The organism is Streptomyces sp. NPDC026062, from assembly GCF_055568375.1.
The window spans coordinates 24,486-49,481 of the sequence record NZ_JBVHOQ010000050.1; the positions used below are offsets into that span (position 1 = coordinate 24,486).

A 24,996-nucleotide genomic window follows, 5' to 3' on the forward strand; every position below is an offset into this window, starting at 1 on the left:
GAAGGATTTAAATGGCTACGACCACACCGACCGGTGTGCGGGGCGGCCACGCCAAGCACGGAGGGAACGAACCCTCCAGCGGTGTGCCGATGACACACCGGCAGATCATGGAAGCGCTGGCCGGGCTGATGCTCGGCATGTTCGTGGCGATTCTGTCGTCCACCGTCGTCACCAACGCCCTGCCGGAGATCATCTCCGACCTCGGCGGCGGCCAGAGCGCCTACACCTGGGTCGTCACGGCCTCGCTGCTGGCCATGACCGCGACCACCCCCCTGTGGGGCAAGCTCGCCGACCTGTTCAGCAAGAAGCTGCTGGTCCAGATAGCACTCGTCATCTACGTCGCCGGATCGGTCGTCGCGGGTCTCTCGACCAGCAGCGGCATGCTGATCGCCTGCCGTGTGGTGCAGGGCATCGGCGTCGGCGGTCTCTCCGCCCTCGCCCAGATCGTGATGGCCGCGATGATCTCCCCGCGCGAGCGCGGCCGCTACAGCGGCTACCTCGGCGCGGTCTTCGCCGTCGCGACCGTCGGCGGTCCGCTGCTCGGCGGAGTCATCACCGACACCAGCTGGATGGGCTGGCGCTGGTGCTTCTACGTCGGCGTGCCCTTCGCGGCCATCGCCCTCGTGGTGCTCCAGAAGACCCTGAAGCTCCCGGTCGTCAAGCGCCAGGTCAAGGTCGACTGGACCGGCGCGTTCTTCATCAGCGCCGCCGTCTCGCTGCTGCTCCTCTGGGTGACCTTCGCGGGCGACAAGTACAACTGGATGTCCTGGCAGACCGGCGTGATGATCGCGGGCTCCGTGCTCCTCGCGCTGCTCTTCGTCTTCACCGAGTCCCGCGCCAGTGAGCCGATCATCCCGCTGCGGCTGTTCCGTAACCGGACCATCACGCTCGCCTCGCTCGCCTCACTGTTCGTCGGTATCGCGATGTTCGCGGGCACCGTCTTCTTCAGCCAGTACTTCCAGCTGGCACGCGGCAAGTCGCCGACGATGTCCGGCGTGATGACCATTCCGATGATCGCGGGTCTGTTCCTGTCCTCGACCGTTTCGGGCCAGATCATCACCAAGACGGGCCGCTGGAAGGCCTGGCTGGTCACCGGTGGCTTCCTCGTCACGGCCGGCCTCGGCCTGCTGGGCACCATCCGGTACGACACGGCCTACTGGCACATCGCGGTCTTCATGTTCGTGATGGGTCTCGGCGTCGGCATGATGATGCAGAACCTGGTGCTCGCCACCCAGAACCAGGTCGACCCCAAGGACCTCGGTTCGGCCAGCTCCGTCGTCACCTTCTTCCGTTCGCTCGGTGGAGCGATCGGTGTCTCGGCCCTGGGCGCCGTCATGGCGAACCGGGTCACGCACTACGTGAAGGACGGCCTGGCGGACCTCGGTCCCGAGGGCGCGGCCATGGGTCACGGCGGCACCGGCGGCGGGGGCATCCCCGACCTGGCCGCGCTGCCCGCACCGTTCCGTACGGTCGTGGAGTCCGCCTACGGGCACGGCGTCGGCGACGTCTTCCTGTACGCCGCTCCTGCCGCGCTCATCGCCTTCCTGATCACGATCTTCATCAAGGAGGTCGCGCTGAAGACGAACGCGGCCAACGACGCCCCGGTCCCGGCCGAGGCCGAGGCCGTGGAGCTCGTCAACGCCCCGTCCGGTACGGCCGTCCAGGTCTCCGAGGCAGCCGCCGGCGTCACCGCCGTCGACACCCAGGAGGACGCACCGGTGGCCACCGCGGTGGCGACGGCGCAGGGCACCCCGGTACGCGGTGTGGTGCGCGGCGCCGAGGGCGCACCCGTCGGCCGGGCCGCCGTCACGCTGATCTCGCTGGGCGGCCGGCAGCTGGGCATCTCGGCCGCGCAGGCCGACGGCTCCTACGCTCTGGACGCCCCGGGCGCCGGTTCGTACGTACTGATCGCGTCCGCCGACGGCTTCCAGCCGCAGGCCTCGACCGTGGTCGTCGGCGACGAGCCGCTGTCCTACGACATCCTGCTCACCGGTACGAGCGGCCTGGCCGGAACCGTGCGGGCCGCCGAGAGCGGTACGCCCGTCGAGGGCGCCATGGTCATCGTGACCGATGTGCGCGGCGACGTACTGGCCACCGGCGCCTCCGGCGACGCGGGCACGTTCACCTTCGGTGAGCTGGTCCCCGGAGCGGTGACCGTCGCGGTCAACGCGGCCGGCTACCGTCCGCTGGCGCTGCCCGTGGAGATCGGCGGCCAGGGTGTCACCCGGGTCGACGCCGAACTGCGGTCCGGTGCGCTGGTCCAGGGCGTGGTGCGGGCCGGTTCCGGCCGGCTGCCGCTGTCCGACGCCCGCGTCACGCTGGTCGACGCGGCCGGCAACGTGATCGCCACCTCGACGACCGGGGAGGACGGGGCGTACGCCTTCGCCGACCTGGACGCGGGCGAGTACTCGGTCATCGCGACCGGCTACCCGCCGGTGGCCGGCGGCCTGACCGTGACCGGTCAGGGGATCGACGGCCACGACATCGAGCTCGCCCACCCGGGCGAGTAACCCGTCCGGGAATCGTCCCGGACACGCAAGACCCCTGGCGGGACGGCACTTCGAGCGGAGAGTCTGTCCCGGCCGGCGGAAAAATGGGCCCCGGCGGTGGGGACGGCAGGCAGGGGACGGCCTGCCGTCCCCGCCCCGGGGCCCGACTCATTGAGTGACCCGCCCGGTCGAAGCGGGCGAGCCATTGAGCAACGGGCAAGGAGAGAAAACGGGATGGGACTTCGCGCACAGGTACGCACGCGGGACGGCTGGGCTCTCCAGCACGCGGTCGTGACGGTCACCGACATGACCGGTACGCAGGTGCTGCGGGCCGCCGCCGACGAGGACGGTGCGGTGCGCACCGACACACCGCTGTCAGCCGGCGCGTACACCGTGATCGTGACGGCGGTCGGATACGCCCCCGCGGCCTCCACCGCCCTCGTCACGGCGAGCGGCCGGGTCGAGGCAGGCACGGTCGTACTGGCCCGCCAGGGCGGCGTGGAGCTGCCGCCGCCGGGCGCCTGGTCGCTGGATCCGGCGCACTCCTCGGTCGGCGCGGTCGCACAGCACCTGGGGATCTCCAGCGTGCACGGCCGGTTCACCGATTTCGGCGGCCGGATCGAGATCGCCGAGGACCTCCAGCTCTCCCGGGTGGAGGCGGTCATCGACGCGGCGAGCATCGACACCGGCAACGGTATGCGGGACAAGCACCTGCGCTCGCCCGACTTCCTCGACACCGAGCGGTTCCCGGAGATCACCTACCGCTCCAGCGGGCTGACCCCGGCCGGCCCGGACCGCTGGACCGTGCACGGCGAGCTGTCGATGCACGGCGTGGAGCGTCCCATCGAACTGGACCTGAGCTACCTCGGCACCGGCCCGGACCCGTGGGGCGGCGTCCGCGCGGCGTTCAGCGCCTCGGCCGAACTGCGCCGCGAGGACTTCGCCATGAACTACAACCAGGTGGTCCAGGCGGGCATCTCGGCGATCGGTACGACGCTGCGGGTGGAGCTCGACATCCAGGCCGTACAGGGCGATTCCCTGCCGACTGCCTGACCGAGGAGCCGTAGGGTCGGTTCCATGGCATCGAACATCGCGACCAACACCGCTGTGGAACTCGACGACTTGCTGGCATTCGTACGGCCCCGGCACCGGGCGATCCTGCTGACCACCCGGTCCGACGGCCGCCCCCAGGGCTCCCCGCTCACCTGCGGAGTCGACGACGCGGGCCGCATCGTCGTCTCGACGTACCCCGAGCGGGCCAAGACCCGCAACGCGAAGCGGGACGAGCGGGTGAGCGTGATCGTCCTGTCGGACGAGTGGAACGGGCCCTGGGTGCAGATCGACGGCTCGGCCGAGGTGATCGACTCACCGGAATCGGTCGAGCCGCTCGTCGAGTACTTCCGGAACATCTCGGGGGAGCACCCCGACTGGGACGAGTACCGGGCGGCCATGGTGAAGCAGGGCAAGTCGATCATCAGGATCACCCCCGAGCGATGGAGCCCGGTCGCCACGGGCGGCTTCCCGGCGCACCTGGCCGAGGGCAGCTGACCGGTGGCCGTACCGCCGCTGCCCGGCCCCGGACTGCTGGCCCGAGCCCGGCTGCTGGCCGGGCCCGAGGTCGGCTCCCCGGTCGTCGAGGCGCTGGAACGCGTCACCGGCCGCCCCGTCGGGCGCGGTCTCCCGTCCGGTGACGGCCCCTGGGTGTACGTGGGGGCCTCGCTGCCCGACGCGCTGCGCGGGGACGGCCTGGTGTGGTTCCACAGCGTGAACGCCGGTACGGACGCGCTGCTGGACGCCGGGACGTGGCCCGCCGGAGCGCTGCTCACCCGGACGGTGGGCCGGATGGGCGAGCGGATCGCGCAGTACGTGCTGGCCTGGGTGCTGGCGGAATGCCAGTCGGTTCCGGAGTTCGCCGCGCAGCACGCCCGGGGCGAGTGGCGCCGTCTCCCCTCGGAGCTCGTGGCCGGGCAGACGGCTGTGGTGCACGGCACCGGCCGGATCGGCTCGGCCGTCGCCGGGCTGCTGCGGTCGTGCGGCATCCGGACGGTGGGGGTGGCCCGCACCCCGCGCACCGTCCCGCCGGGTTTCGACGCGACGGCCCGCCCGGACGAGCCGGTGGCCGCCCGCTGGGTGATCTCCGCGCTTCCGCTGACGGGGGCGACGGCCGGGTACTTCGGGGCGGACCGGTTCGCGGCCATGGGCGGGGCCACCTTCGTCAACGTGGGCCGGGGCGCGACCGTGGACCTGGTGGCGCTGGAGGCGGCACTGGAGGCGGGCACCGTGGGCCGCGCGGTGCTCGACGTCCTGCCCGACGAGCCGGCCGCGCCCGGGGATCCCTGCTGGCGGCTGCCGCGTACGGTGATCACTTCGCACTCCGCGGGCGTCACGGCGGACGACGACGTCGTCACGGACTTCACGGCCGTCCTGCGGGATCTCCTGGCGGGCCGGGCCCCCGCACTGACCGTGGACCCGGCTCGGGGTTACTGACGGGCCGCCCCCCGCACTGCCCGTCGCCCGGCGCGGAGTTACGGACGAGCCGCCCCCGCACTGACCGTCGCCCGGCGCGGAGTTACGGACGGGGCCGGGTCTCCTCGGCGTCCGCGTACCGCTCACGCATCGCGTCGATCCCCGCGATCAGCAGGTCGAGCGCGAACGCGAAGTCCCGCTCGTGCATCTCGTGCACGGTGTCGGCGCCCCGCGCGGCGATCAGTTCCTGCGAGTTCTCCACGATCGGGCTCCACTGCGGCTGGTCCTGGATGGCCGACATCGCCTGCTGGTAGTACTCGTCCTCGGTGAGCCCCGCCTCGGCGCTGCGCTGGGCGAACTGCCCCTCGACGGTGCCGAATCCGTAGACGAACTGGAAGACCGCGGAGAGCGCGCCGGTCTGCTGCCCGCGCGGCAGTCCGGTCTCACGGACCACGTCCTGGATGGCGTGCGCCATGAGCATCGCGTACGGGCCCATGTTGAGGAACTTCCCGACGAGCGGCGAGACCCAGACGTGCCGGACCAGCAGCTCCCGGTACGCGGTCGCCAGCGCGCGCAGCCGGACCTTCCAGGACGGGTCCTCCCGCGGGGGGCCGATCTCGCCGTAGACCGAGTCGAGGGCCAGTTCCAGCAGGTCGTCCTTGGTGTCGACGTACCAGTAGAGGGACATCGCCGTGACGTCGAGCTCGGCGGCCAGCCGGCGCATGGAGAACTTCGCGAGGCCCTCGGCGTCCAGCAGCCTGACCGTCGCGGCAGTGATCCGGTCGCGGTCGAGCCCGGTGGGCTGGTCCGGTTTCCTGGTGCGCGAGGGCAGCCGGCCGTTCAGCCAGACGCTGGTCCGGGCAGGGTCCTTCGCACGATCGGCCGCGGACACCATGGCGCACTCCCTCGTCTTGCCGGCGGGGCCACCGGACACGCGTTCACCGCCTGCCCCCGAAAGCGGAGCGGTACGGTCCGGCAGGCTCCGTACCGATGCTATGCCGCTGCCGGGGCCGAGTCCGCCCGAGCCGATTCTCCTCGCTCCGCCCGGCGCAGCAGGACGGCGGCCAGCAGTCCGCCGGCCAGCACCGCCGCCGCCCCGACCAGCATGCTGGCCTCCAGGCCCGAGGAGAACGCGTCCGTGATCCGCTGCCGCTCCCCGTCACCGCTCGCGGCGGCCAGGGCGGCGGGCAGTGAGGCCGCGCCCACGGCCGACGGAACGAGGGCGGCGAACCGGGAGTTCAGCACCGCGCCGAGCACCGCGACCCCGAGGCCGTTGCCGCACTCGGCGAGGGTGCCGTTGACCCCGGCGCCGACGCCCGCCTTCTCGGGCGGGATGGCGCTCATGATCGCGTTGGCCATGGCGGGCATGGCGAGCGCGATGCCCGCGCCCATCACGAGGAGACCGAGCAGCGTCCCGCCGTAACCGTCCCCGCCCAGCAGGGCGATCGCCGCGAGTCCCGCGGCCAGCAGCCCCATGCCGCAGGCGATGGTGAGGGGCGTGCCGAGCCTGGGCACCAGCCGTGCGCCCAGCCCGGTGAGGTTGAGCGCGACGACGCTCAGCGCCAGCGGGGCCGTACGCAGACCCGCTTCCAGCGGACCGTAGCCGAGGACGAACTGGAGCTGCTGGGTGAGCAGGAACAGCGAGCCGCCCATCCCGAACGCGACCAGGATCGCGCCCGCCACCGCGCCGGTGAACCGCTGGTCGCGGAAGAAGCGCATGTCCAGCATCGGGTACGGGATGTGCAGCTCCCACAGCGCGAACCCGGTGAGGACGGCAACCCCGGTGAAGGCGGTCAGCAGCACCCTGCCGGAGGTCCAGCCGTGTTCCGGGCCGGAGATGATCGCGTACACGACCGCGGCCATCCCGATGGTGGAGAGCAGCGCGCCGAGCAGGTCGGGGCGCTCCCCGCTCGGGTTCTTCGACTCCGGGACCAGCCGCGCCACGGCCACCAGGCCGATCAGGGCGACCGGAATGTTGATCAGGAAGATCGCGCCCCACCAGAAGTGGTCGAGCATGACTCCGCCTATCAGCGGCCCGACGGCGAAGCCGAGCGAGCTGACGGTCGACCAGATGCCGATCGCCTTGACCCGCTCGGTGTCGTCGAAGATCTGGACGACCACGGCCAGCGTCGTGGTCATCAGCAGCGCCCCGCCGACACCCATGCCGGCACGGGCGGCGATCAGTTGTGCGGACGACTGGGCGAGCCCGGCCACCAGCGAACCGATGCCGAACAGGGCGAGCCCGGCGATCAGCATCTTCTTCCGGCCGTAACGGTCGGCGGAGCTGCCGGCGGTCAGCAGCAGTCCCGACTGGACGAGCGAGTAGGCGTTGATCATCCACTGCACATCGGCGGTGGACGCGTCCAGCTCCCGGGTGAGGGAGGGGATCGCGACGTTGAGGACGGTGTTGTCGAGCAGCACGGTGAGCTGGGCGAGGCAGATGACACCGAGGATCAGCCAGCGCTGCGGATGGCTCGGTGGAGTGGGGTGGTGCTGCTCGGCGGCGGTCGGCGTCATACGGACTCCCGGGACGTTCGGTCAGGACTTGCGCGGGGTTCGGAAACGACTCTTATACGGTGTACAGGAAATCGCTGTACACCGTATAGGCGTGCAGGAGACACCTACAACCGGATTTCCCGCGATACGGTGCGGTCGCTGATCCGACAAGGACTGGAGTGGTATGTCACTGCGTCGTCGTACGGTGGAAGTCCTGCTGGCCACAGCCCTGTTGGGAGCGGCGCTCGCGCCTCCCGCGGCGGCTGCGGGGCACGGTCCGGGGCAGTTGGTGCCCCTGCGCGTCGCCACGTACAACATCCATGCGGGGGCCGGCATGGACAATGTCTTCGATCTCGACCGGCAGGTGGCCGAACTCCGCGCACTGGACGCGGATGTGATCGGGCTCCAGGAGGTCGACGTCCACTGGGGCGACCGCAGCCAGGGCCGGGACCTGGCCGCCGAGCTCGCCGAACGGCTGGGCATGCAGGTGTCGTTCGCCCCGATCTACAGCTTCGATCCGGTGACGGAGGGCGCCCCCAGACGCGAGTTCGGCGTCGCGGTGCTGTCCCGGTACCGGATCGTGAGCGCGGAGAACCACGAGATCACCCGGCTCTCCACCCAGGACCCGAACCCGGTCCCGGCGCCCGCGCCCGGCTTCGGTGAAGTGGTGCTGCGCGTGAAGGGGGTGCCCGTGCACGTGTACACGACGCATCTCGACTACCGGGGCGACCCGTCCGTCCGGATCGCCCAGGTGGCCGACACCCGCCGGATCATGGCGCAGGACCAGGAGGCGGAGCGGCGGCCGGTGCACCAGATCCTGCTCGGCGACTTCAACGCGGCCCCCTCGGCGCCGGAGCTGGCCCCGCTGTGGGAGACGCTCACCGATGTGGAACCCGGTGGCCCCACCTTCCCGGCGCTGAACCCGGTGCAGCGGATCGACTACGTGGCGGTCTCGAAGGACACCGTGCGGGTACGCGACGCGGCGGTGGCCGAGACACTCGCCTCGGACCACCGCCCCGTTGTCACCGACCTGTTGCTGCGGCGCTGAACCTGTCGCCGTGCCGCTCAACCTGCTGAGGTGGCGCACCTGATGCCGTGGCGCTGAACCTGTCGGGGTGCCGCGCCTGTTGCTGCGGCGCACTGTCCTCCTGAGTCCGGCCGTCAGCCGCTCGTCGGCCGGCTCAGGTCGTAGAAGGTCGCACTGCCTGCGGTGACCTTCGTGAAGTTCTTCTCCACCCAGGCGGAGATCTGCGACGAGGTGCCGCTGCTGCCGCCCATACCGCCGCCTCCTCCCGTACCGCTGGAGATGAAGTAGTGGATCCGGCCGTCCTCGACGTACTTCTTGAACTGGGAGAGCGTCGGGGACGGGTCGCTCCCGTTGAAGCCGCCGATCGCCATCACCGGGTCACCGGTGGCCAGTTGGTAGCTGGCGGCGTTCTGCGAGCCGATGGCCGCGGCGGCCCAGGTGTAGTCGTCGGCGTCCTTCTCCAGGAGCTTCCTGGCCTCGCTGCCGACGGACGCGCCGTTGAGCAGTCCGCCCATGCCTCCGCCGCCCCGGGTGCCCTCGCCCATGCCGGGCATGGCTCCGGGCTGCTGCCCGTTCGGCGCCGTGCCGGTGCCGCCCTGCCCCTGCCCCTGCCCGCTGCCGGTCGGGGGCTGCCCGCCCTGGCCGCCCGTCGGGGGCTGCCCCATGCCGCCGCCCTGCTGACCGCCCGGCTGATTCCCTTGCTGGTTCCCTTGCTGATTTCCCTGCTGGCCGCCCTGTCCGGGCGGCTGCATACCGCCACCGCCGCCGGGGCCGCCCCTGCCGCCACCGCCGCCACCGGGTCCGCCCATCCCGCCGGAGGACGGACCGGCCGTGACGATCGAGCCCTGGTGCCCGGTGTTCAGCGTGCTCACCGTGTACGCGGCCGGCCCGGCCAGCGACGCGGCGAAGCCCAGCCCCACGGCGGCGAGCGCCAGTTGACGCCCCAGCCGGGACACGAGCAGCAGGCCCAGCGCGCCGGTGATCCCGGCGACGAGCACCGCCTGGCGCAGCCACGGCAGATAGTCCGGGGTCCGCCCCAGCAGCACGTACGACCAGACGGCCGTCACAGCCACCGTGGCTCCGAGCGCGGCACCCGCCCACCAGCGGGAGCGCTCCTCCCACAGGACCGTGGCGCCCATGCCGATCAGCGCCGCGAGGTAGGGAGCCAGGGCCACCGTGTAGTACTGGTGGAAGATGCCGGCCATGAAGCTGAACACGACCGCGGTCATCAGCAGCGAGCCGCCCCAGGCCAGGAAGGCCGCGCGGGCCGTGTCCGTCCGCTTCGCCCGCCAGGTCAGCCAGACACCGGCGGCCAGCACGATCAGCGCGGCAGGCAGCAGCCAGGAGATCTGGCCGCCGATCTCGGAGTTGAACATCCGGCCGATGCCGGTCTCGCCCCACTGCCCGCCGGCTCCGCCGCCCCCGCTGCCCCCGACGCTGCCGGTCTCCTCGCCGTTGATCCGGCCGAGCCCGTTGTAGCCGAAGGTCAGCTCCAGGAACGAGTTGTTCTGCGAACCTCCGATGTAGGGACGCGAGGAGGCGGGCCACAGTTCGACGATCGCGACCCACCAGCCGCCCGCGACCACCATCGCCAGCGCGGCCAGGCCCAGCTGCCCGAACCGTCTGCGTACGGAGACCGGCGCGAACACCGCGTACAGCACCGCGAGCGGCGGCAGGATCAGAAACGCCTGCAAGGTCTTGGACAGGAACGCCAGACCGACCGCGACGCCCGCCCACACCAGCCACCTGGTGCGGCCGTGCTCCATCGCGCGCAGCACGCAGTAGACGGTGACGGTGATCAGCAGCGCGAGCAGCGCGTCCGGGTTGTTGAACCGGAACATCAGGGCCGCGACGGGCGTGAGCGCGAACACCGTCATGGTGATCAGCCCGGCGGCGGCGCTGAACCGGCGGCGTACGGAGGCGTAGAGCACCCCCGCCGTCGCCGCACCCATCAGCACCTGCGGGGCCAGGATCGCCCATGAGTGCAGACCGAAGATCCGCACCGACAGCGCCATCGGCCACAGGGTGGCCGGGGGCTTGTCGACGGTGATGGCGTTCGCCGAGTCCAGCGAGCCGAAGAAGAACGCCTTCCAGCTCCGGCTGCCGGCCTGCACGGCCGCGGAGTAGAAGGAGTTGGCGTAGCCGGAGGCGCTGAGGTTCCACAGGTACGCCAGCGTGATGACGAGCAGCAGGGCGAGGAAGGCCGGGCGTGCCCAGCTGGGGTCCTCGGGCCTGCCGCGCCACACGCGGTGCGGCAGCGATCCGGCCTTCCGTCCGTGGCCCGGCGAGTCCGCCGTCCGGGGCGGGGCCGGGAGATGGTCGAGCGTGGTCATCGGACGTTCCTCAGTTCGTGGTGGGTGTCGTCGGCCGTAACGGCGGCCGGGCGGGGCTCCGGGGCGTCGGGCCGGCGGGCCGCGTCACCGCCCCGGTCGCGGTCCGGGAAGACCCAGGCGCGGAAGAGCAGGAACCGCAGCACCGTCGCCGCGAGGTTGGCCGCGACCAGCACGGCGAGTTCGGTGCCGTGCGAGGGCGACCCGGAGGCCGCGCCCAGCGCGGCCAGCGAACCGGCGGTCAGCGCCAGACCGATCGCGAAGACCACCAGGCCCTGTGCCTGGTGGCGTACGGCTCCGCCCCGGCCGCGTACGCCGAAGGTGAGCCTCCGGTTCGCCGCCGTGTTGGCGACGGCCGACACCAGCAGCGCGCCGCCGTTGGCGAGCTGCGGGCCGACGCCCAGCCGGAAGAGCGAGTACAGGACCAGGTAGAAGAGCGTGGACAGGGCGCCCACGACACAGAACCCGACCAGTTGCCGGGCCAGGCCGCCCGGCACCCCGCCGATCCCCCGGTCGCGCGGATCGTCACCGAAGGGCCGCGCCAGCCGGTCCAGCGGCAGCGCGCCGACGGCCAAGGCCCTCCCCACCCGCCACACGCCCTTCAGGTCCTCGGTCGCGGTCCGCACGATGTGGACCGTCGAGTCCGGGTCGTCGACCCAGTCGACCGGCACCTCATGGATGCGCAGCCCGGCCCGCTCGGCGAGCACCAGCAGCTCGGTGTCGAAGAACCAGCCGGTGTCCTCGACCATCGGCAGCAGCCGCTGGGCGACATCGCCGCGGATCGCCTTGAACCCGCACTGCGCGTCACTGAACCGGGCGGCCAGCGACGAGCGCAGGATGATGTTGTAGGCCCGCGAGATGAACTCCCGCTTCGTGCCCCGCACCACCCGTGAACTGCGCGCCAGCCGCGAGCCGATGGCCAGGTCCGAATGCCCGGAGATCAGCGGCGCGACCAGCGGGAGCAGCGCGTTGAGGTCGGTGGACAGGTCCACGTCCATGTAGGCGAGGACGGGGGCGTCCGAGTGCGACCAGACGGTGCGCAGCGCCCGCCCCCGGCCCTTCTCCTCCAGCCGGTACGAGCGCACCCCCGGCAGCGAGCGGGCCAGCCGCCGCGCCACCTCGGGGGTCCGGTCGGTGCTCGCGTTGTCCGCGACGGTGATCCGGAAGGCGTACGGGAAGGTGCGCGCCAGATGGTCGTGCAGCCGCAGCACGCACGGTTCGAGGTCCTTCTCCTCGTTGTGGACGGGTACCACCACATCGAGTACGGGGGCACCTGCCGCATCGCCCGCGCCGGCCAGGAGGTGGTCCCGGGCCGGCAAGGTGCTCCAAGGAGTGTCGGTTCGCATGACATCGACACTCGCCAACCGCGCTGTCACACCCGTGTGGTGCGCCTGTGGCCCGACTGTGAGTGCGGCACGGCCTGCGAACCGGCCATGGTGTCGGCCTGCGCGGAGGCCGTGGCGGAGGCCTGCGCGGAGGCCGTGGCGGAGGCCTGCGCGGAGGCCGTGGCGGAGGCCTGCGCGGAGGCCGGGGTGTCGGCCGGAAGGTGGACCGCGAACACCGTGTCCCCGGGCACCGAACGCACCTCGACGACCCCGCCGTGCGCGCCGACGACCGCCTGCACGATGGCGAGCCCGAGCCCCGTCGACCCGGCGTGCCGGGAACGCGACGCGTCCCCGCGCGCGAACCGTTCGAAGACGTGCGGCAGCAGCTCGGGCGGGATGCCCGGCCCGTTGTCCCGGATCTCCAGGGTCACCCACGGGTTCCCCGTCTCCGCGAGCACCCTGGCCGTGACGGTGGTCCCGGGCGGGGTGTGCGTACGGGCGTTGGCCAGCAGGTTGACCAGCACCTGCTGGATCCTGGTCGGGTCGGCGCGTACGGTCGCCGGGACCTCGGGAAGCTCCAGCCGCCAGTGATGGACGGCCCCGGGACCACCGGACCCGCCGGGACCACCGGACTCACCGTGCTCACCGAGTCCACCGGGCCCGGTGGTGGGGGCGGCCCGGCCCGCGACGCGTGCGTCACTGACCGCGTCGATGACCAGCGGGGAGAGATCGGTGCTCTCGTAACTGAGCGGCCGTCCCGCGTCCAGCCGGGCGAGCAGCAGCAGATCCTCCACCATGCCCGTCATGCGCTGCGCCTCGGACTCGATCCGCCCCAGAGCGTGGCGGGTGTCGGGGCCGGTGTTCTCCCGCCCGCGCCGGGTGAGTTCGGCGTATCCGCAGATCGAGGCGAGCGGGGTGCGCAGTTCGTGGCCGGCGTCGGCGACGAACTGGCGTACCCGTGTCTCGCTCCTCTGCCGCGCGTCCAGGGCCGAACCGACGTGGCCCAGCATCCGGTTGAGGGCCGCGCCGACCTGGCCGACCTCGGTGCGCGGATCGGCCTCGGCCTCCGGGACCCGCTCCAGGAGGGCGACTTCGCCGCTGTGCAGCGGGAGTTCGGAGACGCGTGTCGCGGTGGCGGCGACCCGCCGCAGCGGCCGCAGGGCGACCGTGACCATGGCGGCGCCCGCGATCCCGGCGGCGATGAGTCCGGCGCCGGTGACGCAGACCTCGACGAGGATCAGGGTGCGGAGCGCGCCGCTCACCTCCGAGGTCGGGATGCCGACCAGGACCGTCGTGCCGTCGCTCGTGGGGGCCGCGGCCTGCACCCGGTAGCCGCCCAGTCCGGGCAGCTGGACGTCGTGCGCCTTGCCGTCCGCCGGCACCTGGGCGGCCTCCAGCGCGGCGCTCTGCGCACCGGTCAGCGGCTCGGTGTTCTCCGAGGCCTCGAAGCCGCCGCCCTTGGCGACCGCGGAATCGGTGACGTCCCCGTCCGTGGTGAGCGCGCCGAACGTCTTGAGGGGCTGGCCGCCGCCCATGCCGATGAAGCCGAGCGGATCCTTGCCCCCGGGCCCGCCGGGTGCGGGCGTACCCGGCATCCGGCCGGCCCGTACGGCGATGTCCCGGAGCTGGCCGTCCAGCTTTCCGTACATGTAGGTGTGGAAGGCGATGGCGGTGACCGTGCCGATCACGGCGGCGACGACCGCGATCAGCATCACCGAGGAGACGGCCAGCCGGGTCCGCAGCGTCCACGGCCTCTTCGTCAGCCGTTTCACGCGGCTACTCACCGGGCTTGATGAGGTATCCCGCCCCGCGCCGGGTGTGGATCATCGGTGTCCGGCCCGCGTCGATCTTCTTGCGCAGGTACGAGATGTAGAGCTCGACGACGTTGGCCTGTCCGCCGAAGTCGTAGTTCCAGACCCGGTCCAGGATCTGTGCCTTGCTCAGCACCCGGCGCGGGTTGCGCATCAGGAACCGCAGCAGCTCGAACTCGGTCGCGGTGAGGTGGATGTTGGTGCCGCCCCTGCTCACCTCGTGGCTGTCCTCGTCCAGCATCAGGTCGCCGACGACGAGCGTCGACTCGCTGCGTACCGCCGCCGTGCCGGACCGCCGGATCAGCCCGCGCAGCCGGGCGACGACCTCCTCCAGGCTGAACGGCTTGGTGACGTAGTCGTCGCCGCCCGCGGTGAGCCCGGCGATCCGGTCCTCCACGGAGTCCCGGGCGGTCAGGAAGAGAACGGGCACCTCGGAGAGCTCCCGGCGCAGCCGGCCGAGCACGGCGAGGCCGTCCATGTCGGGCAGCATCACGTCGAGGACCACCGCGTCGGGCCGGAAGTCCCGGGCCGTACGCAGGGCGCCGGCGCCGTCGCCCGCGCTGCGGACCTCCCAGCCCTCGTAGCGAAGCGCCATGGAGAGCAGCTCGGCCAGCGGGGCCTCGTCGTCCACCACCAGGACCCGGACGGGGGTCCGGTCCGGCCTGAGCATTTCGGTACGCCCCTGGGGCGAGGTCGTCATCGTCATGCCTCAACCCTCTGAGACGCCCCTGAGAGAGTTCTTTCCCGATTCTGTGAATTCCCTGAGAAAGACCCGAAGGCGGCGGCCGGCCCCGTCCCCGGCCTCAGCCCAGGCCCAGCCCCAGACCCAGCCCCGTCCCGGCCCCGGCCTCAGCAGTCGAACAGCGCCCGCGCGTTGTCGTGGCAGACCGCCCGCAGCCAGTCGTCCCCGAGCTCCAGCCGTTCCAGGGCGTGCAGCTGGTGGGCGTACGGATACGGGATGTTCGGGAAGTCCGTTCCCAGCAGGATCCGGTCCCCGAGCGCCGCGAGCCGCCCGCGCTCCGCCACCGGGAACGGGATGACGTCCTCCGTGAAGTCGGTGAACGTCATCGTCGTGTCGAGCCGCACCTCCGGGTACGTCTCGGCGAGCGTCAGGAACTCCGCGTACTCCGGCATTCCCATGTGCGCCACGATCAGCCTCAGCCGGGGGTGCCGGGCGAGCAGCCGGCCGATGGGTTCAGGACCGGTGTACCTGCCGGGCGCGGGCCCGGAGCCGCAGTGCATGACCACCGGTGTGCCGGCCTCGGCGAGCAGCCCCCAGACGGGTTCGAGCAGCGGGTCGTTCGGGTCGTACTCCCCGACCTGGATGTGCGACTTGAACACCCGGGCGCCGCCCTCGACGGCCTCCGCCACGTACTTCTCGACGCCCTCCTCCGGGAAGAAGGTCGCGGTGTGCAGACAGTCGGGCACCCGGCCGGCGAATTCGGCCGCCCAGCCGTTCAGCCAGGCCCCCATGCCCGCCTTGTGCGGGTAGAGCATGGAGGTGAACCGGCGCACGCCGAACGAACGGAGCAGCGTCAGCCGCTCGTCCTCCTCGTGCCGGTAGGTGATCGGCCACTCCTTCCCGGTCGCCGGGCCGACCGCGTCGAAGAACGCCCAGACCTTGCGGAGCACCCGCTCCGGCATGAAGTGCGTATGGACGTCGATGAGCCCGGGCAGCCCGAGCCCTTCCCAGAACCGCACCACGTCGTCGCGATCGTCACTCATCCGGCGCTCCTTCTTCGGGAGCTTCCGACAATGTCAGAACAGGCCGCCCTGTGAGGGGCCACCCCCCAAAACGACGGTCGGCACGCTCACCCCGTCCCCCGGCCCGGCCGCCGCCAGCGCCCAGCCGGTCATCAGCCGGGTGTCCACGACGACGACCCCGCCGGCCCCGGTGTCCAGATGCAGATCGGGTCCGGCCGCCGCGACCAGCCGCCCGGCGACCGCACCCCCGTCCACGAGCCCGGTCACCGCACGCACCACCCCGCCACCCCTCACTCCCCTGTCCGCGTCCGTGCCCCCGTCCACCGCGACGGCCGGTCCGCCGATCCCGAAGAGCTCCGCGTGGTCGACGGCCTCGAACGGCAGCGGCTCCAGCGCCTCGGGCCCGCCGCCCCCGTCGAGTGCCACCGCACGCCCGTACAGATCCGCCACCTCACCGGCCCGCTCCGCCGGCCCCGGAAGCTCCCCGCGCACCGCCCGCTTGCGCGCGTACGGAATCCGGTCCGGCACTCCGAGCGCGGCCCGCAGCACCTCCTCGGTCCGCCGTGCCGCCATCAACGGTCCCCGCCCCAGCCAGCTGAAGACCACCGCCCCCTGCTCCCGCAGCCGGGCCGCCCCCCGCTCCTCGGCGGTGATCCCGACCTTCACCATCCCGGCCCCGAACCAGGCGAGATACACGCGGTACGTGCGCGGGTCGTCGGGAATCGTGTCGGCGGCCACCGAGTGCGCCCGGTCCAGCCGCCCGCACTCCGGGCAGCGCGCACCCGTGCTCCGCCCGGAGACCGGGGCCGCCACCGGGCAGGCGTTTCCGCGCGCCCCGACGCAGGTCCGTTCCCCCGAGGCCCGGAATCCGAGCTCGGTCCCGTACGCCGGAGCGCTCCCCCGCACCTGCGGGCCCTTCCGCCACCCGAGCACGGGGCCGCCGCGCTCGTCGGGCCAGCGGAGGCCGGTGCACTGCCACCCCATGCGTGAACTCCCGGACTCCTGGACGTGGATACGGACGGATACGAACCCGCCATGCTCCCATATCTGGCCCCACGTTGTGACCTGCGTCACACTGGATGGTGGCGGGTTCGATCCAAGGATCCTTCAGAGGTGTTCCACCATGACCAGCATCGACGGCACCGCTCTCGACGGCCTGCGCACGAACCTGCGGGGGTCCGTCGTCGCGCCGGGGGACGCGGAATACGACGAGAGCCGAAGCCTCTACAACGCCATGATCGACCGGCGCCCCGCGGCCATCGCCCGGTGCACGGACGTGGCGGACGTACGGACCACCCTCGCCTTCGCCCAGGACGCGGGGCTCGAACTGGCCGTACGCGGCGGCGGTCACAGCGGGCCGGGCCTCTGCCTGGTCGAGGACGGACTGACTCTCGACCTGTCCCCCATGCGCGGCGTACGCGTCGACCCCGGAGCACGGACGGCGCAGGTGGGCGGGGGCGCCCAGCTGGGCGACCTGGACCACGCGACGCACACGTTCGGCCTCGGCGTACCGGCCGGGATCATGTCGACGACGGGCGTGGGCGGCCTCACGCTGGGCGGCGGGCACGGTTATCTGACCCGGGCATACGGCCTGACCATCGACAACCTGGTCTCGGCCGATGTCGTCCTGGCCGACGGCACCTTCGTCACCGCGTCGGACACCGAGCACCCCGGCCTGTTCTGGGCGCTGCGGGGCGGCGGCGGCAACTTCGGCGTGGTCACCTCGTTCACGTACCGGCTGCACCCGGTGGACACGGTCGGCGTCGCGGTGACCGTCTGGCCGGTGGAACGCACGGCCGAGGTGCTGCGCTGGTACCGCGACTTCCTGCCCGCCGCGCCGGACGACCTGTACGGCTTCTTCGCCCTTCTGGCCGTCCCGCCGGCACCGCCGTTCCCCGAGGAGATCCACGGGCAGAAGATGTGCGGCGTGGTCTGGTGCTCCACCGGCGACCTGGCGGACGGCAAGCTGGAGGACACCCTCTCGGTGGTCAACGACCCGGCGCCACCGGCCTTCCACTTCACCAGCCCCATGCCCTACCCCGCCCTCCAGACCATGTTCGACGGCCTGATCCCCAAGGGACTGCAGTGGTACTGGCGCGGCGACCTCTTCGACGCGATCTCGGACGCGGCGATCGAGGTGCACGCGAAGTACGGCGCCATTCTCCCGACCGGCCTGTCGACCATGCACCTGTACCCGGTGGACGGAGCGGCCCACCGCGTCGGCGCAGGCGAGACCCCGTGGGCCTACCGGGACGCCGTGTGGTCCGGCATCGTCGCCGGCATCGACCCCGACCCCGCGAACGCCGACACGATCCGCCAGTGGTGCGTCGACTACTGGACGGAGCTGCACCCCCACTCGATGGGCGGCGCGTACGTCAACTTCCTCGGCGAGGCCGAGGCCCCGGACCGCGTCCGGGCCACGTACCGAGGCACGTACGACCGCCTGGCCGCCGCCAAGCGCACGTACGACCCGGACAACTTCTTCCGCGCCAACCAGAACATCACGCCTGCCGCGGCCTGAAGGACCCACGCGCCTCCGGCAGTCCGGCCGGCCGTGGATATTCTCGGGCCATGCCGAATCAGTCAGTGGCGACGGGCGTCACCCTCGCCGGCGTCATGGCCCACTGCGGCGGAGATCCGGTAGGCGCCGTGAAGTTGCTGGTGGGCGCCATGGCCTCGGCGCCTTCCGCCCCGGAGCCGTACGCCGCCCTCGCCGGTCTGCGGCGGACCCGCGCCTCGGAGCTGAAGACGGGCCTCGAAGAGGACGGCTCCTTGGGCACGGTGCCGGCCCAGGCGTACTTCCTGTTCCTCGACGGGGACATGGACAACGCGGTGATGGCCCTGGGCTCGGTCACGGGCGCCAAGCCCGACGTGCCGTGGGGCGCCGCTCCGTGGTTCGGCGATGCGGGTCTTCTCGGCGCGGTGAGCCCCGAGGCACTGGCCGAGGCGTGTCTGCGGGTCCTGGACCACGGCCACGACCTGGACAGCGACGAGATGCGTGAGCGGTTCGTGCCCTGGTTCCACGCCATCGACAGGGTCTCCCGGCGCAGTCCGGTGCCCGAGTCGCTGGCCGCGATGGCCCGGCTGCCGCGGGCCTGCGGCCGCTACGGGCTCGCCCTCGCCCTGTGCGACCGCGCCGACGACCGCGAGCGGGTCATGTGGACGGCGGTGGCCCGAGCCAACACCTGGCGCGCCACGGGCGACCTGGAGCGGGCCGCCGCGGCCTTCGAGGACGCCCTGATGCTGGACCCCGGCAACTGGTCCCTCCACCTGGACCTCGGCGACGTACGTGCCGAACAGGGCGACTTCGCCGCCGCCGCGGCGCTGGCCGAACAGGGCCTGCGACACGAACCGCAGGAGATCTCCCTGCGCGTGGCAGCCGCCGCCTACCGCACACGTCTGTCCGGCTCGTCCGACGACCTCCGCGCCCTGGCCGCCCTGGCAACGGAACTCACGAACAGCCCCTACCGGAATCTGCTGATCGACTACGCGTGCGCGGGACCGGGGCTGCCCCCGGACCTCGTCGCCGAGGTCCGTCGCATCCGGGGCTGATCACGCGCCGCACAGGACCGCGCGTGCACACCGAGGTCGCGCGCGGCGACGCGGCGGGCCCACACCACTACGGTTCGGGCGCCGTGCCCGCACCGTAGTGGTGCGAGGCCGGACGCACCCCGCGCGCACTAGGATCCGGGCCATGCCCCTGACCGTGCAGGACGTGGAACGGTTCGAGGCCTCCAGGCCCCGCCTGGAGGCCATCGCCTACCGTCTCCTCGGCTCGGCGAGCGAGGCCGAGGACGCCGTGCAGGACACGTTCCTGCGCTGGCAGGCCACCGATGTGGACCGGATCGAGGTCCCCGAGGCCTGGCTGACGAAGGTCCTCACCAACCTGTGCCTCAACCAGCTCACTTCGGCCCGCGCCCGGCGGGAGACCTACGTGGGCCAGTGGCTCCCCGAGCCGCTGCTCGCCGGGGACCCGATGCTCGGCCCCGCCGACACCGCCGAACAGCGCGACTCGGTCTCGTACGCCGTCCTCACCCTCATGGAGCGTCTGTCCCCGAACGAACGGGCGGTGTACGTACTGCGCGAGGCGTTCGGCTACCCGCACCGTGAGATCGCCGCGATCCTCGATCTCACCGAGGCCGCCGCCCAGCAGATCCTCCACCGGGCCAGGAAGCACATCGCGCACGGCAGGACCCGCACCGAGATCGACGGGGCGACCGCGCGCCGGATCGTCGAGGAGTTCCTCGCGGCCGCCACCAGCGGCCGGACCGAGCCGCTCGTGCGGCTGCTCACCGAGGACGCCGTCGCGGTCGGCGACGGCGGCGGCAAGGTCCCGGCCCGCGCCACGGCGTTCGAGGGCGCCCTCGCGGTCGCGAAGTTCATGCGCGGCCTGTTCAAGCCCAGCAAGGCCAAGCGCGCCCTCACGGGCGGCTCCCCGGAAGTCCACGTCACGACGGCCAACGGCGCCCCCGCCGTCCTGGCCGTCATCGACGGCCGGATCATCGGCGTCATGTGCCCGGAGATCACCGCCGAGGGCATCGCCGCGTTCCGTAACCAGGTCAACCCCGACAAACTCGAACGCGCCACCCGGCGCTGGGCGGCGTCCGACCACGGAGAACCCCTGTTCAACGCGTTCTGACGCCACTGTGGCGTGGATCACTTCTCTCATCTGTCAGGAAACGGCGGGCTGCCCGGTTCAGGGGTGGAAACCGCGCGAGACAGGAGCAGGGATATGCAGCAGCACCGTGTCATCGTCCTCGGAGCCGGGTACTCGGGAGCCATCGCCGCCGGCCGTCTTGCCAAGCGACTGCGCCGCGAAGACGTCGCGATCACTCTCGTCAACGCCGAACCCGACTTCGTCGAGCGCGTCCGGATGCATCAGCTCGCGGCCGGCCAGGAGCTGACGCCCAGGCCCTTCGACGAGATGTTCGCGGGCACCGGAGTCGGACTGAAGTACGCGAAGGTCACCGCCGTCGACGCCGACCGCAAGCGCGTCACCGTCGTGAACGCGAGCGTGGAGTCGGGTACGAACGCGAAGGTGGACGGCGCGGAGGAACTCCCGTACGACACCCTCGTGTACGCCCTCGGCAGCGGCTGGAACAGCCAGGGCGTCCCCGGTACCGCCGAGCACGCCCACGAGATCTCCGGCCGCGCCGGCGCGCTCAGGCTGCGCGAACGCCTCGCCCGCCTGGAAGCCGGCGCGCGGGTACTCGTCATCGGTGGCGGCCTCACCGGCCTGGAGGCCGCGACCGAGTTCGCCGAGGCCCGCCCGGACCTCGACATCGCCCTCGCCGCGCACGGCGGCCTCGGCGACACGCTCTCGCCCAAGGGCCGCGGACACCTGCGGAAGGTCTTCGGCAGGCTCGGCATCACGGTGCACGAGCACACGGAGGTCACCGAGGTGGCCCCCGACCACGTCATCACGGCGGGCGGCACCTCACTCCCTGCCGCCGTCACCGTCTGGACCGCCGGATTCGCCGTCCACCCGATCGCGACGGCCACCACCCTGGAGGTCTCCGACACCGGCCGGATCGTCGTCGACGCGACCATGCGCTCGCTCTCGCACCCGGACGTCTACGCCATCGGCGACGCGGCCCTGGCGGCGGGCCCCGGCGACAAGCCGCTGCGGATGTCGTGCGCCTCGGGCGTCCCCACCGCCTGGCAGGCCGCCGACGCGATCGCGGCGCGCCTGACGGGCGCGAAGCTGCCGAAGACCCCGCTCCGCTACTTCAACCAGTGCATCTCGCTGGGCCGCAAGGATGGCCTCATCCAGTACGTCACCGCCGACGACCGCGCGGTCAGCACGGCCCTGACCGGCCGCGTCGCCGCGTTCTACAAGGAGTTGGTCTGCAAGGGCGCGGCCTGGGGCGTCGCCCACCCGATCCCGGGCGTCCCGGCCCGGCGCCGAGCGATCGTCGGAGCCGGGGAACAGCCCCAGAAGGCCGCGACCGCCCGCACCGAGGCCTGAGGCCGCGACTGCCCACGCCGAGGCCTGACCCAAGGACCCACGGTGGCGCGGCCGGGTCCGTGCGGGGGGCGGTGCGAGGCTGCGTGCGGGGGCGTGCGGGGGCGTGTACTGGGCCGTGCGGGGCCCGTCGGACACAGCGGGCGCTTGCTCGTCTCTGTCGTCACGGTGTGCGGATCCTCTCGCTGTCCGCACCGGCTTGCGTACGTCGTGGTGGGGCCCGGGAGAATGGGGCGCACGCCCGCCTGAACTGCGGTTTCCCCGAGGCTTCGGCTGCGCCGCCCGCACCGCGCGGTCCCGCCCCGCGTCCGTCACCCCGCACACCCGCGCCCCGTAGCCGACGCCTTCGAGGCGGTGGCCCATCGCCGCGTCGTACACGGCCGGAACCGTCGCGGCGTAGACCGTCGCCGTACCCGCGTACCGACGGCCGGGCAGGTGCAGATTCCGTTTCGTCCCGGGCCGCCGCCACACGAGCGCACCCAGCTCCCGTAACACCCGGACATGCCGTTTCACGGTCGCCACCGACACCCCGCACCGGGCGGCGGTGCCCTCCAGGTCGTACAGGACGTAGCCGAGCCGGTAGTCCATCCGCCCGGCCAGATCCCGCGCGACGACCAGCGTCGTCGGCCCCGCCCGCCGGTGCGGCCCGGCCTCCACGAGCCACACCACCGCCCGCAGCCACACACGCGGCCCGGCCCGCCGCGAAGCCGTCGTGCCGGGCTCCTGAAGGAGGCGGGGAACAGGGATCCAGGCCGGATCCGGGCATGCCGGAGAAGCGCAGCACGAAGCCGCGCCGGTGGGATGGCGCATCACATTCCGTGGGGTGAGGGGCGGCCGGGCGGGCCGCGGAAGGGGCTTCTTTTTCCGGACACCTCAGGGCGTGGGAGTGGTCACCACGCGGGTACCGGACCTACGATCGGGGCGAATCCTTCTCTTCAGCAGGCCCTTGGGCTTCCTTGTCCGCCCGGCGCCGCTGCGCTCCGCTCAGCCCCTTGCCGATCTGCTGGGCACGGGCTGCGGAGACGCCTCCGAGGAGCTGCCCGATTTCCTTCCATGTCCTGCCTTGCTCCTTCAGGGCGTTGACACGCTGCTGCCGCAGTTGCCGGAGCTTCGTCTGGTAGCCGGGCCAGTCCTCCAACACTCGCGACACGGCTACAGCACAAGCCTCGTCGTCCTCGATGTCCCTGAATGCCGCGATGGCGTCCACCAGGCGTTCCACCTCCTGGATCTGCTCAGGGTCGTTCACCATCCCCGCGCTCCCTCCTGCGGCGCGGCCGGCACGACTGTAAACCCCGGGCTTGACGTTAATCAAGCCCGGGGTTTAACTTCGTCCTCGCGAGGCCGGCCAACGGTCCCGTAGCAACAGAACGGCCCCGGACCGGAGTTCGCACCTCCGCTCGGCCGGGGCCAGTCAGAACCTGAAATCACCAGGAGACCGACCATGCACCATCCTTCCACCCCGGAACCCCCACCCGACAGGCGGCTCGTCGCGCTGCCTCCGGTCGTCACGCTGTCCGCCCAGCAACAGCGAGGTGTGTGCACTGCGTCTTCTGCGGCACGGCCCTGCACACCGGAGCGGTCCGCGACCTCGGCCCGCAGCTGACCGAGGCACACAGGTCGGTGGTCCGCTGGTTTCCGCGCAGCTGCCGCTCCTGTCCGAAGGAGGAGGCGTGCCGATGACGTGCGGCGTGCGGCCATGTCGATCAACTGCGACAAGTGAGCTCACCTGCACCCCTCCCGGTACGCCCGCACGACCTGGCAGATCGACCGCGCGCCGGGGCGGTCGTACCGCCGACGGGGCACGGTCCTCTCAATCGATCCCCAGGAACTCCGCCAACGACCGCAGGCCGGGAGGGTGGTTGGGTAGCGCCCACAGGTCACGCACGATGGCGACGGCCAGCGTGTGGTGCCGCATCCACGTCGGCCCCACACGGCGGAGGGACTCCAGGGTCTTCACCGCGCCGGCCGCATCCCCGATGTCCGTGTGGGCCCGTGCCACGTCCAGCAGCAGCCATGTCCGCCAGGACGGCGGCGTGTCTCTGCTCAGCCGCATCCCTTCGGCCAGCGTCAGGGCATCCTGCGGGTGCCCGTACTGGACGGCCAGCCGGACGCGCTCGATGCGGACCGACGACGGGCTGAAGACGCTGACCATGCGGTTGTCCCCGCCATCGGGCAACTTCGCGACGCGGGCGGCTTCTTTCTCCGCCCTCTCCATCATCGCCGCCGCTCGCTCGTAGTCGCCGCTCCGTGCGGCGGACGTGGCGGCGCTCATGGTCAGAGCACCCCACACCTTCAGACCGTCGGCCGTGCCCGTACGGCCTGCGTTCGCCATGTCATCGGCGGTACTGAGCGCGATGCCCAACGCGTCCTCCAGGCGTCCTTGCCGCTGATACGTCCACGCCGTGGAGTTGACGATCATCGGAAGAAGCAGCGGATCGGAGGACTGCCCCGCCGCGTCCATCGCGCGCTCCAAGCTGATGAGAGCAAGGTCCGTCTTCCCCATCCGCACGGCGACGTGCCCGGCGAGCTGAAGAGCCTTGCCAAGGGCCGCGAACCCGGCCCGGCGATCTTCGTCCTTGTGGTTGTCCGAGGCTGTGACCCTGCGGGCATCCGAGATCAACTCCGGCAGCGCCTTCATCACCATGTCGAACTCGGCTGCGTGGTACTGGGTCCAGCCGTCCGCGATCTGCTCCCGCAGGCGGTCCAACGAGAAGTCGGGACCCGGCAGTTCCGGCTCCGGTCCCCAGAGCGCAGGCATGATGGCACGGCGCACCGCTACGAAGCGCGGTCCGTCGTTCTCCCCCGTGGAAGCCACAGCGGGCGGGTCTCCCAGAAGCGTGGTCAGCTCCACACCGAGCCCCTTCGCCAGCGCGTGCAGCGTGGGGAGGCGCGCCGAATGCTTCCGCCCCTGTTCGAGCTGACGGATCACATCCACGGACACCTCGGACCGCTCAGCCAGCTCTTCCTGAGTCAGAGAGGCCAGATGACGCAAGCGGCGCAAGGTTCGCCCCAGGTCTTCGTCTGTCACGCTGCCACGGTACGCCCGGCACAACGAGGAGAGGCAGGCCCGCCGACGGCACCGCCCGCAACAGCGGGTGACGTCCATGACGGGGTGCAGGTGATCACTTGTTACCGGGCAGACGGATGGCGCTACCCGGGCCCGGCCTTGTTCTGAAGGCGACCGGCGGCCGCTCGCCGACACGGCCCGCCTTCCGCAGTGCACGGCACGTGTCATGGGTCCACAGGACAGTGAAGGCGTCAGGCATGCCGTGATCCTAGGGATGGGGACTGACATTGATGCTGATACTGAGGTTCCGGTGGCTGTGGCTCTGGGTCTGACTGACGCCCTGCTGGGCTGTCTTCCGGTTGTACTGTCCAGCCGC

Annotated in this window: 19 protein-coding genes; 9 read left to right on the plus strand and 10 right to left on the minus strand. The window is 71.9% G+C overall.

What is annotated here, in order from left to right:
• The first annotated feature begins 89 nt into the window (after positions 1-89).
• From ACZ4LX_RS32855 to ACZ4LX_RS32870, 4 genes are all read left to right on the plus strand, one after another.
• Positions 90-2,510 carry an MFS transporter gene (locus tag ACZ4LX_RS32855; RefSeq protein ID WP_467650583.1) on the plus strand — a complete coding sequence of 807 codons (2,421 nt, stop codon included), beginning with the start codon at positions 90-92 and terminating at the stop codon, positions 2,508-2,510.
• A 213-nt stretch (positions 2,511-2,723) separates the two neighbouring features.
• Positions 2,724-3,542, plus strand: a complete 819-nt coding sequence (locus tag ACZ4LX_RS32860) for a YceI family protein (protein ID WP_467650557.1) — start codon at positions 2,724-2,726, stop codon at positions 3,540-3,542.
• A gap of 24 nt (positions 3,543-3,566) precedes the next feature.
• Positions 3,567-4,037 (plus strand): PPOX class F420-dependent oxidoreductase, encoded by a 471-nt coding sequence (locus ACZ4LX_RS32865; protein WP_467650556.1) that lies wholly within the window; start codon positions 3,567-3,569, stop codon positions 4,035-4,037.
• 18 nt (positions 4,038-4,055) lie between these two features.
• Positions 4,056-4,976 carry an NAD(P)-dependent oxidoreductase gene (locus tag ACZ4LX_RS32870; protein ID WP_467650582.1) on the plus strand — a complete coding sequence of 307 codons (921 nt, stop codon included), beginning with the start codon at positions 4,056-4,058 and terminating at the stop codon, positions 4,974-4,976.
• Positions 4,977-5,058: 82 nt separating this feature from the next.
• Here ACZ4LX_RS32870 and ACZ4LX_RS32875 read toward each other — a convergent pair whose 3' ends face one another.
• Both ACZ4LX_RS32875 and ACZ4LX_RS32880 read right to left on the minus strand, forming a co-directional pair.
• Positions 5,059-5,850, minus strand: a complete 792-nt coding sequence (locus ACZ4LX_RS32875) for a TetR/AcrR family transcriptional regulator (RefSeq protein ID WP_467650555.1) — start codon at positions 5,848-5,850, stop codon at positions 5,059-5,061.
• A gap of 98 nt (positions 5,851-5,948) precedes the next feature.
• The gene (locus ACZ4LX_RS32880; protein WP_467650554.1) at positions 5,949-7,472 is read right to left on the minus strand and encodes an MFS transporter; all 1,524 of its coding nucleotides are present in this window, start codon (positions 7,470-7,472) and stop codon (positions 5,949-5,951) included.
• A 163-nt stretch (positions 7,473-7,635) separates the two neighbouring features.
• Here ACZ4LX_RS32880 and ACZ4LX_RS32885 point away from each other — a divergent pair, with 163 nt between their 5' ends.
• On the plus strand, positions 7,636-8,499 hold the full coding sequence (locus ACZ4LX_RS32885) for an endonuclease/exonuclease/phosphatase family protein (protein WP_467650553.1): 864 nt from the start codon (positions 7,636-7,638) through the stop codon (positions 8,497-8,499).
• Positions 8,500-8,612: 113 nt separating this feature from the next.
• On the opposite strand, the gene ACZ4LX_RS32890 is transcribed toward ACZ4LX_RS32885, so the two are convergent.
• From ACZ4LX_RS32890 to ACZ4LX_RS32915, 6 genes are all read right to left on the minus strand, one after another.
• Positions 8,613-10,811 (minus strand): ArnT family glycosyltransferase, encoded by a 2,199-nt coding sequence (locus ACZ4LX_RS32890; protein WP_467650552.1) that lies wholly within the window; start codon positions 10,809-10,811, stop codon positions 8,613-8,615.
• Entirely contained in the window at positions 10,808-12,154 is a 1,347-nt protein-coding gene (locus ACZ4LX_RS32895; RefSeq protein WP_467650551.1) for a bifunctional glycosyltransferase family 2/GtrA family protein, read from the minus strand. Before ACZ4LX_RS32895 ends, ACZ4LX_RS32890 begins: the two co-directional genes overlap by 4 nt.
• A gap of 26 nt (positions 12,155-12,180) precedes the next feature.
• Entirely contained in the window at positions 12,181-13,845 is a 1,665-nt protein-coding gene (locus ACZ4LX_RS32900) for a HAMP domain-containing sensor histidine kinase (protein WP_467650581.1), read from the minus strand.
• Positions 13,846-13,909: 64 nt separating this feature from the next.
• Complete coding sequence (locus ACZ4LX_RS32905) at positions 13,910-14,650, minus strand: response regulator transcription factor (protein ID WP_467650550.1); 741 nt, start codon at positions 14,648-14,650, stop codon at positions 13,910-13,912.
• 143 nt (positions 14,651-14,793) lie between these two features.
• On the minus strand, positions 14,794-15,669 hold the full coding sequence (locus ACZ4LX_RS32910; protein WP_467650549.1) for an amidohydrolase family protein: 876 nt from the start codon (positions 15,667-15,669) through the stop codon (positions 14,794-14,796).
• A gap of 33 nt (positions 15,670-15,702) precedes the next feature.
• The gene (locus ACZ4LX_RS32915) at positions 15,703-16,632 is read right to left on the minus strand and encodes a DUF2797 domain-containing protein (RefSeq protein ID WP_467650548.1); all 930 of its coding nucleotides are present in this window, start codon (positions 16,630-16,632) and stop codon (positions 15,703-15,705) included.
• Between the two features lie 139 nt (positions 16,633-16,771).
• On the opposite strand from ACZ4LX_RS32915, the gene ACZ4LX_RS32920 reads away from it, so the two are divergent.
• The 4 genes from ACZ4LX_RS32920 (at position 16,772) to ACZ4LX_RS32935 (ending at position 21,616) form a co-directional block, all read left to right on the plus strand.
• Complete coding sequence (locus ACZ4LX_RS32920) at positions 16,772-18,169, plus strand: FAD-binding oxidoreductase (protein WP_467650547.1); 1,398 nt, start codon at positions 16,772-16,774, stop codon at positions 18,167-18,169.
• Positions 18,170-18,219: 50 nt separating this feature from the next.
• The gene (locus tag ACZ4LX_RS32925; RefSeq protein ID WP_467650546.1) at positions 18,220-19,200 is read left to right on the plus strand and encodes a tetratricopeptide repeat protein; all 981 of its coding nucleotides are present in this window, start codon (positions 18,220-18,222) and stop codon (positions 19,198-19,200) included.
• Positions 19,201-19,342: 142 nt separating this feature from the next.
• Positions 19,343-20,287 carry an RNA polymerase sigma-70 factor gene (locus ACZ4LX_RS32930; RefSeq protein ID WP_467650545.1) on the plus strand — a complete coding sequence of 315 codons (945 nt, stop codon included), beginning with the start codon at positions 19,343-19,345 and terminating at the stop codon, positions 20,285-20,287.
• A 93-nt stretch (positions 20,288-20,380) separates the two neighbouring features.
• The gene (locus ACZ4LX_RS32935; RefSeq protein WP_467650544.1) at positions 20,381-21,616 is read left to right on the plus strand and encodes an NAD(P)/FAD-dependent oxidoreductase; all 1,236 of its coding nucleotides are present in this window, start codon (positions 20,381-20,383) and stop codon (positions 21,614-21,616) included.
• A 907-nt stretch (positions 21,617-22,523) separates the two neighbouring features.
• Here the strand turns inward: ACZ4LX_RS32935 and ACZ4LX_RS32940 are convergent.
• Together ACZ4LX_RS32940 and ACZ4LX_RS32945 are read right to left on the minus strand one after the other, a co-directional pair.
• Positions 22,524-22,862, minus strand: a complete 339-nt coding sequence (locus ACZ4LX_RS32940; RefSeq protein WP_467650543.1) for a hypothetical protein — start codon at positions 22,860-22,862, stop codon at positions 22,524-22,526.
• 561 nt (positions 22,863-23,423) lie between these two features.
• Entirely contained in the window at positions 23,424-24,641 is a 1,218-nt protein-coding gene (locus tag ACZ4LX_RS32945; RefSeq protein ID WP_467650541.1) for a helix-turn-helix domain-containing protein, read from the minus strand.
• Between the last annotated feature and the right edge of the window lie 355 nt (positions 24,642-24,996).

Bases quoted from the DNA above. Each gene is read 5' to 3' on its own strand.
- ACZ4LX_RS32875 (WP_467650555.1), bottom strand. From the start codon at position 5,850: ATGGTGTCCGCGGCCGATCGTGCGAAGGACCCTGCCCGGACCAGCGTC.
- ACZ4LX_RS32895 (WP_467650551.1), bottom strand. From the start codon at position 12,154: ATGCGAACCGACACTCCTTGGAGCACCTTGCCGGCCCGGGACCACCTC.
- ACZ4LX_RS32865 (WP_467650556.1), top strand. From the start codon at position 3,567: ATGGCATCGAACATCGCGACCAACACCGCTGTGGAACTCGACGACTTG.
- ACZ4LX_RS32910 (WP_467650549.1), bottom strand. From the start codon at position 15,669: ATGAGTGACGATCGCGACGACGTGGTGCGGTTCTGGGAAGGGCTCGGG.
- ACZ4LX_RS32905 (WP_467650550.1), bottom strand. From the start codon at position 14,650: ATGACGATGACGACCTCGCCCCAGGGGCGTACCGAAATGCTCAGGCCG.
- ACZ4LX_RS32915 (WP_467650548.1), bottom strand. From the start codon at position 16,632: ATGGGGTGGCAGTGCACCGGCCTCCGCTGGCCCGACGAGCGCGGCGGC.
- ACZ4LX_RS32855 (WP_467650583.1), top strand. From the start codon at position 90: ATGACACACCGGCAGATCATGGAAGCGCTGGCCGGGCTGATGCTCGGC.
- ACZ4LX_RS32935 (WP_467650544.1), top strand. From the start codon at position 20,381: ATGCAGCAGCACCGTGTCATCGTCCTCGGAGCCGGGTACTCGGGAGCC.
- ACZ4LX_RS32920 (WP_467650547.1), top strand. From the start codon at position 16,772: ATGACCAGCATCGACGGCACCGCTCTCGACGGCCTGCGCACGAACCTG.
- ACZ4LX_RS32890 (WP_467650552.1), bottom strand. From the start codon at position 10,811: ATGACCACGCTCGACCATCTCCCGGCCCCGCCCCGGACGGCGGACTCG.
- ACZ4LX_RS32930 (WP_467650545.1), top strand. From the start codon at position 19,343: ATGCCCCTGACCGTGCAGGACGTGGAACGGTTCGAGGCCTCCAGGCCC.
- ACZ4LX_RS32925 (WP_467650546.1), top strand. From the start codon at position 18,220: ATGCCGAATCAGTCAGTGGCGACGGGCGTCACCCTCGCCGGCGTCATG.
- ACZ4LX_RS32860 (WP_467650557.1), top strand. From the start codon at position 2,724: ATGGGACTTCGCGCACAGGTACGCACGCGGGACGGCTGGGCTCTCCAG.
- ACZ4LX_RS32900 (WP_467650581.1), bottom strand. From the start codon at position 13,845: ATGCTGATCGCGGTCGTCGCCGCCGTGATCGGCACGGTCACCGCCATC.
- ACZ4LX_RS32885 (WP_467650553.1), top strand. From the start codon at position 7,636: ATGTCACTGCGTCGTCGTACGGTGGAAGTCCTGCTGGCCACAGCCCTG.
- ACZ4LX_RS32880 (WP_467650554.1), bottom strand. From the start codon at position 7,472: ATGACGCCGACCGCCGCCGAGCAGCACCACCCCACTCCACCGAGCCAT.
- ACZ4LX_RS32940 (WP_467650543.1), bottom strand. From the start codon at position 22,862: ATGGTGAACGACCCTGAGCAGATCCAGGAGGTGGAACGCCTGGTGGAC.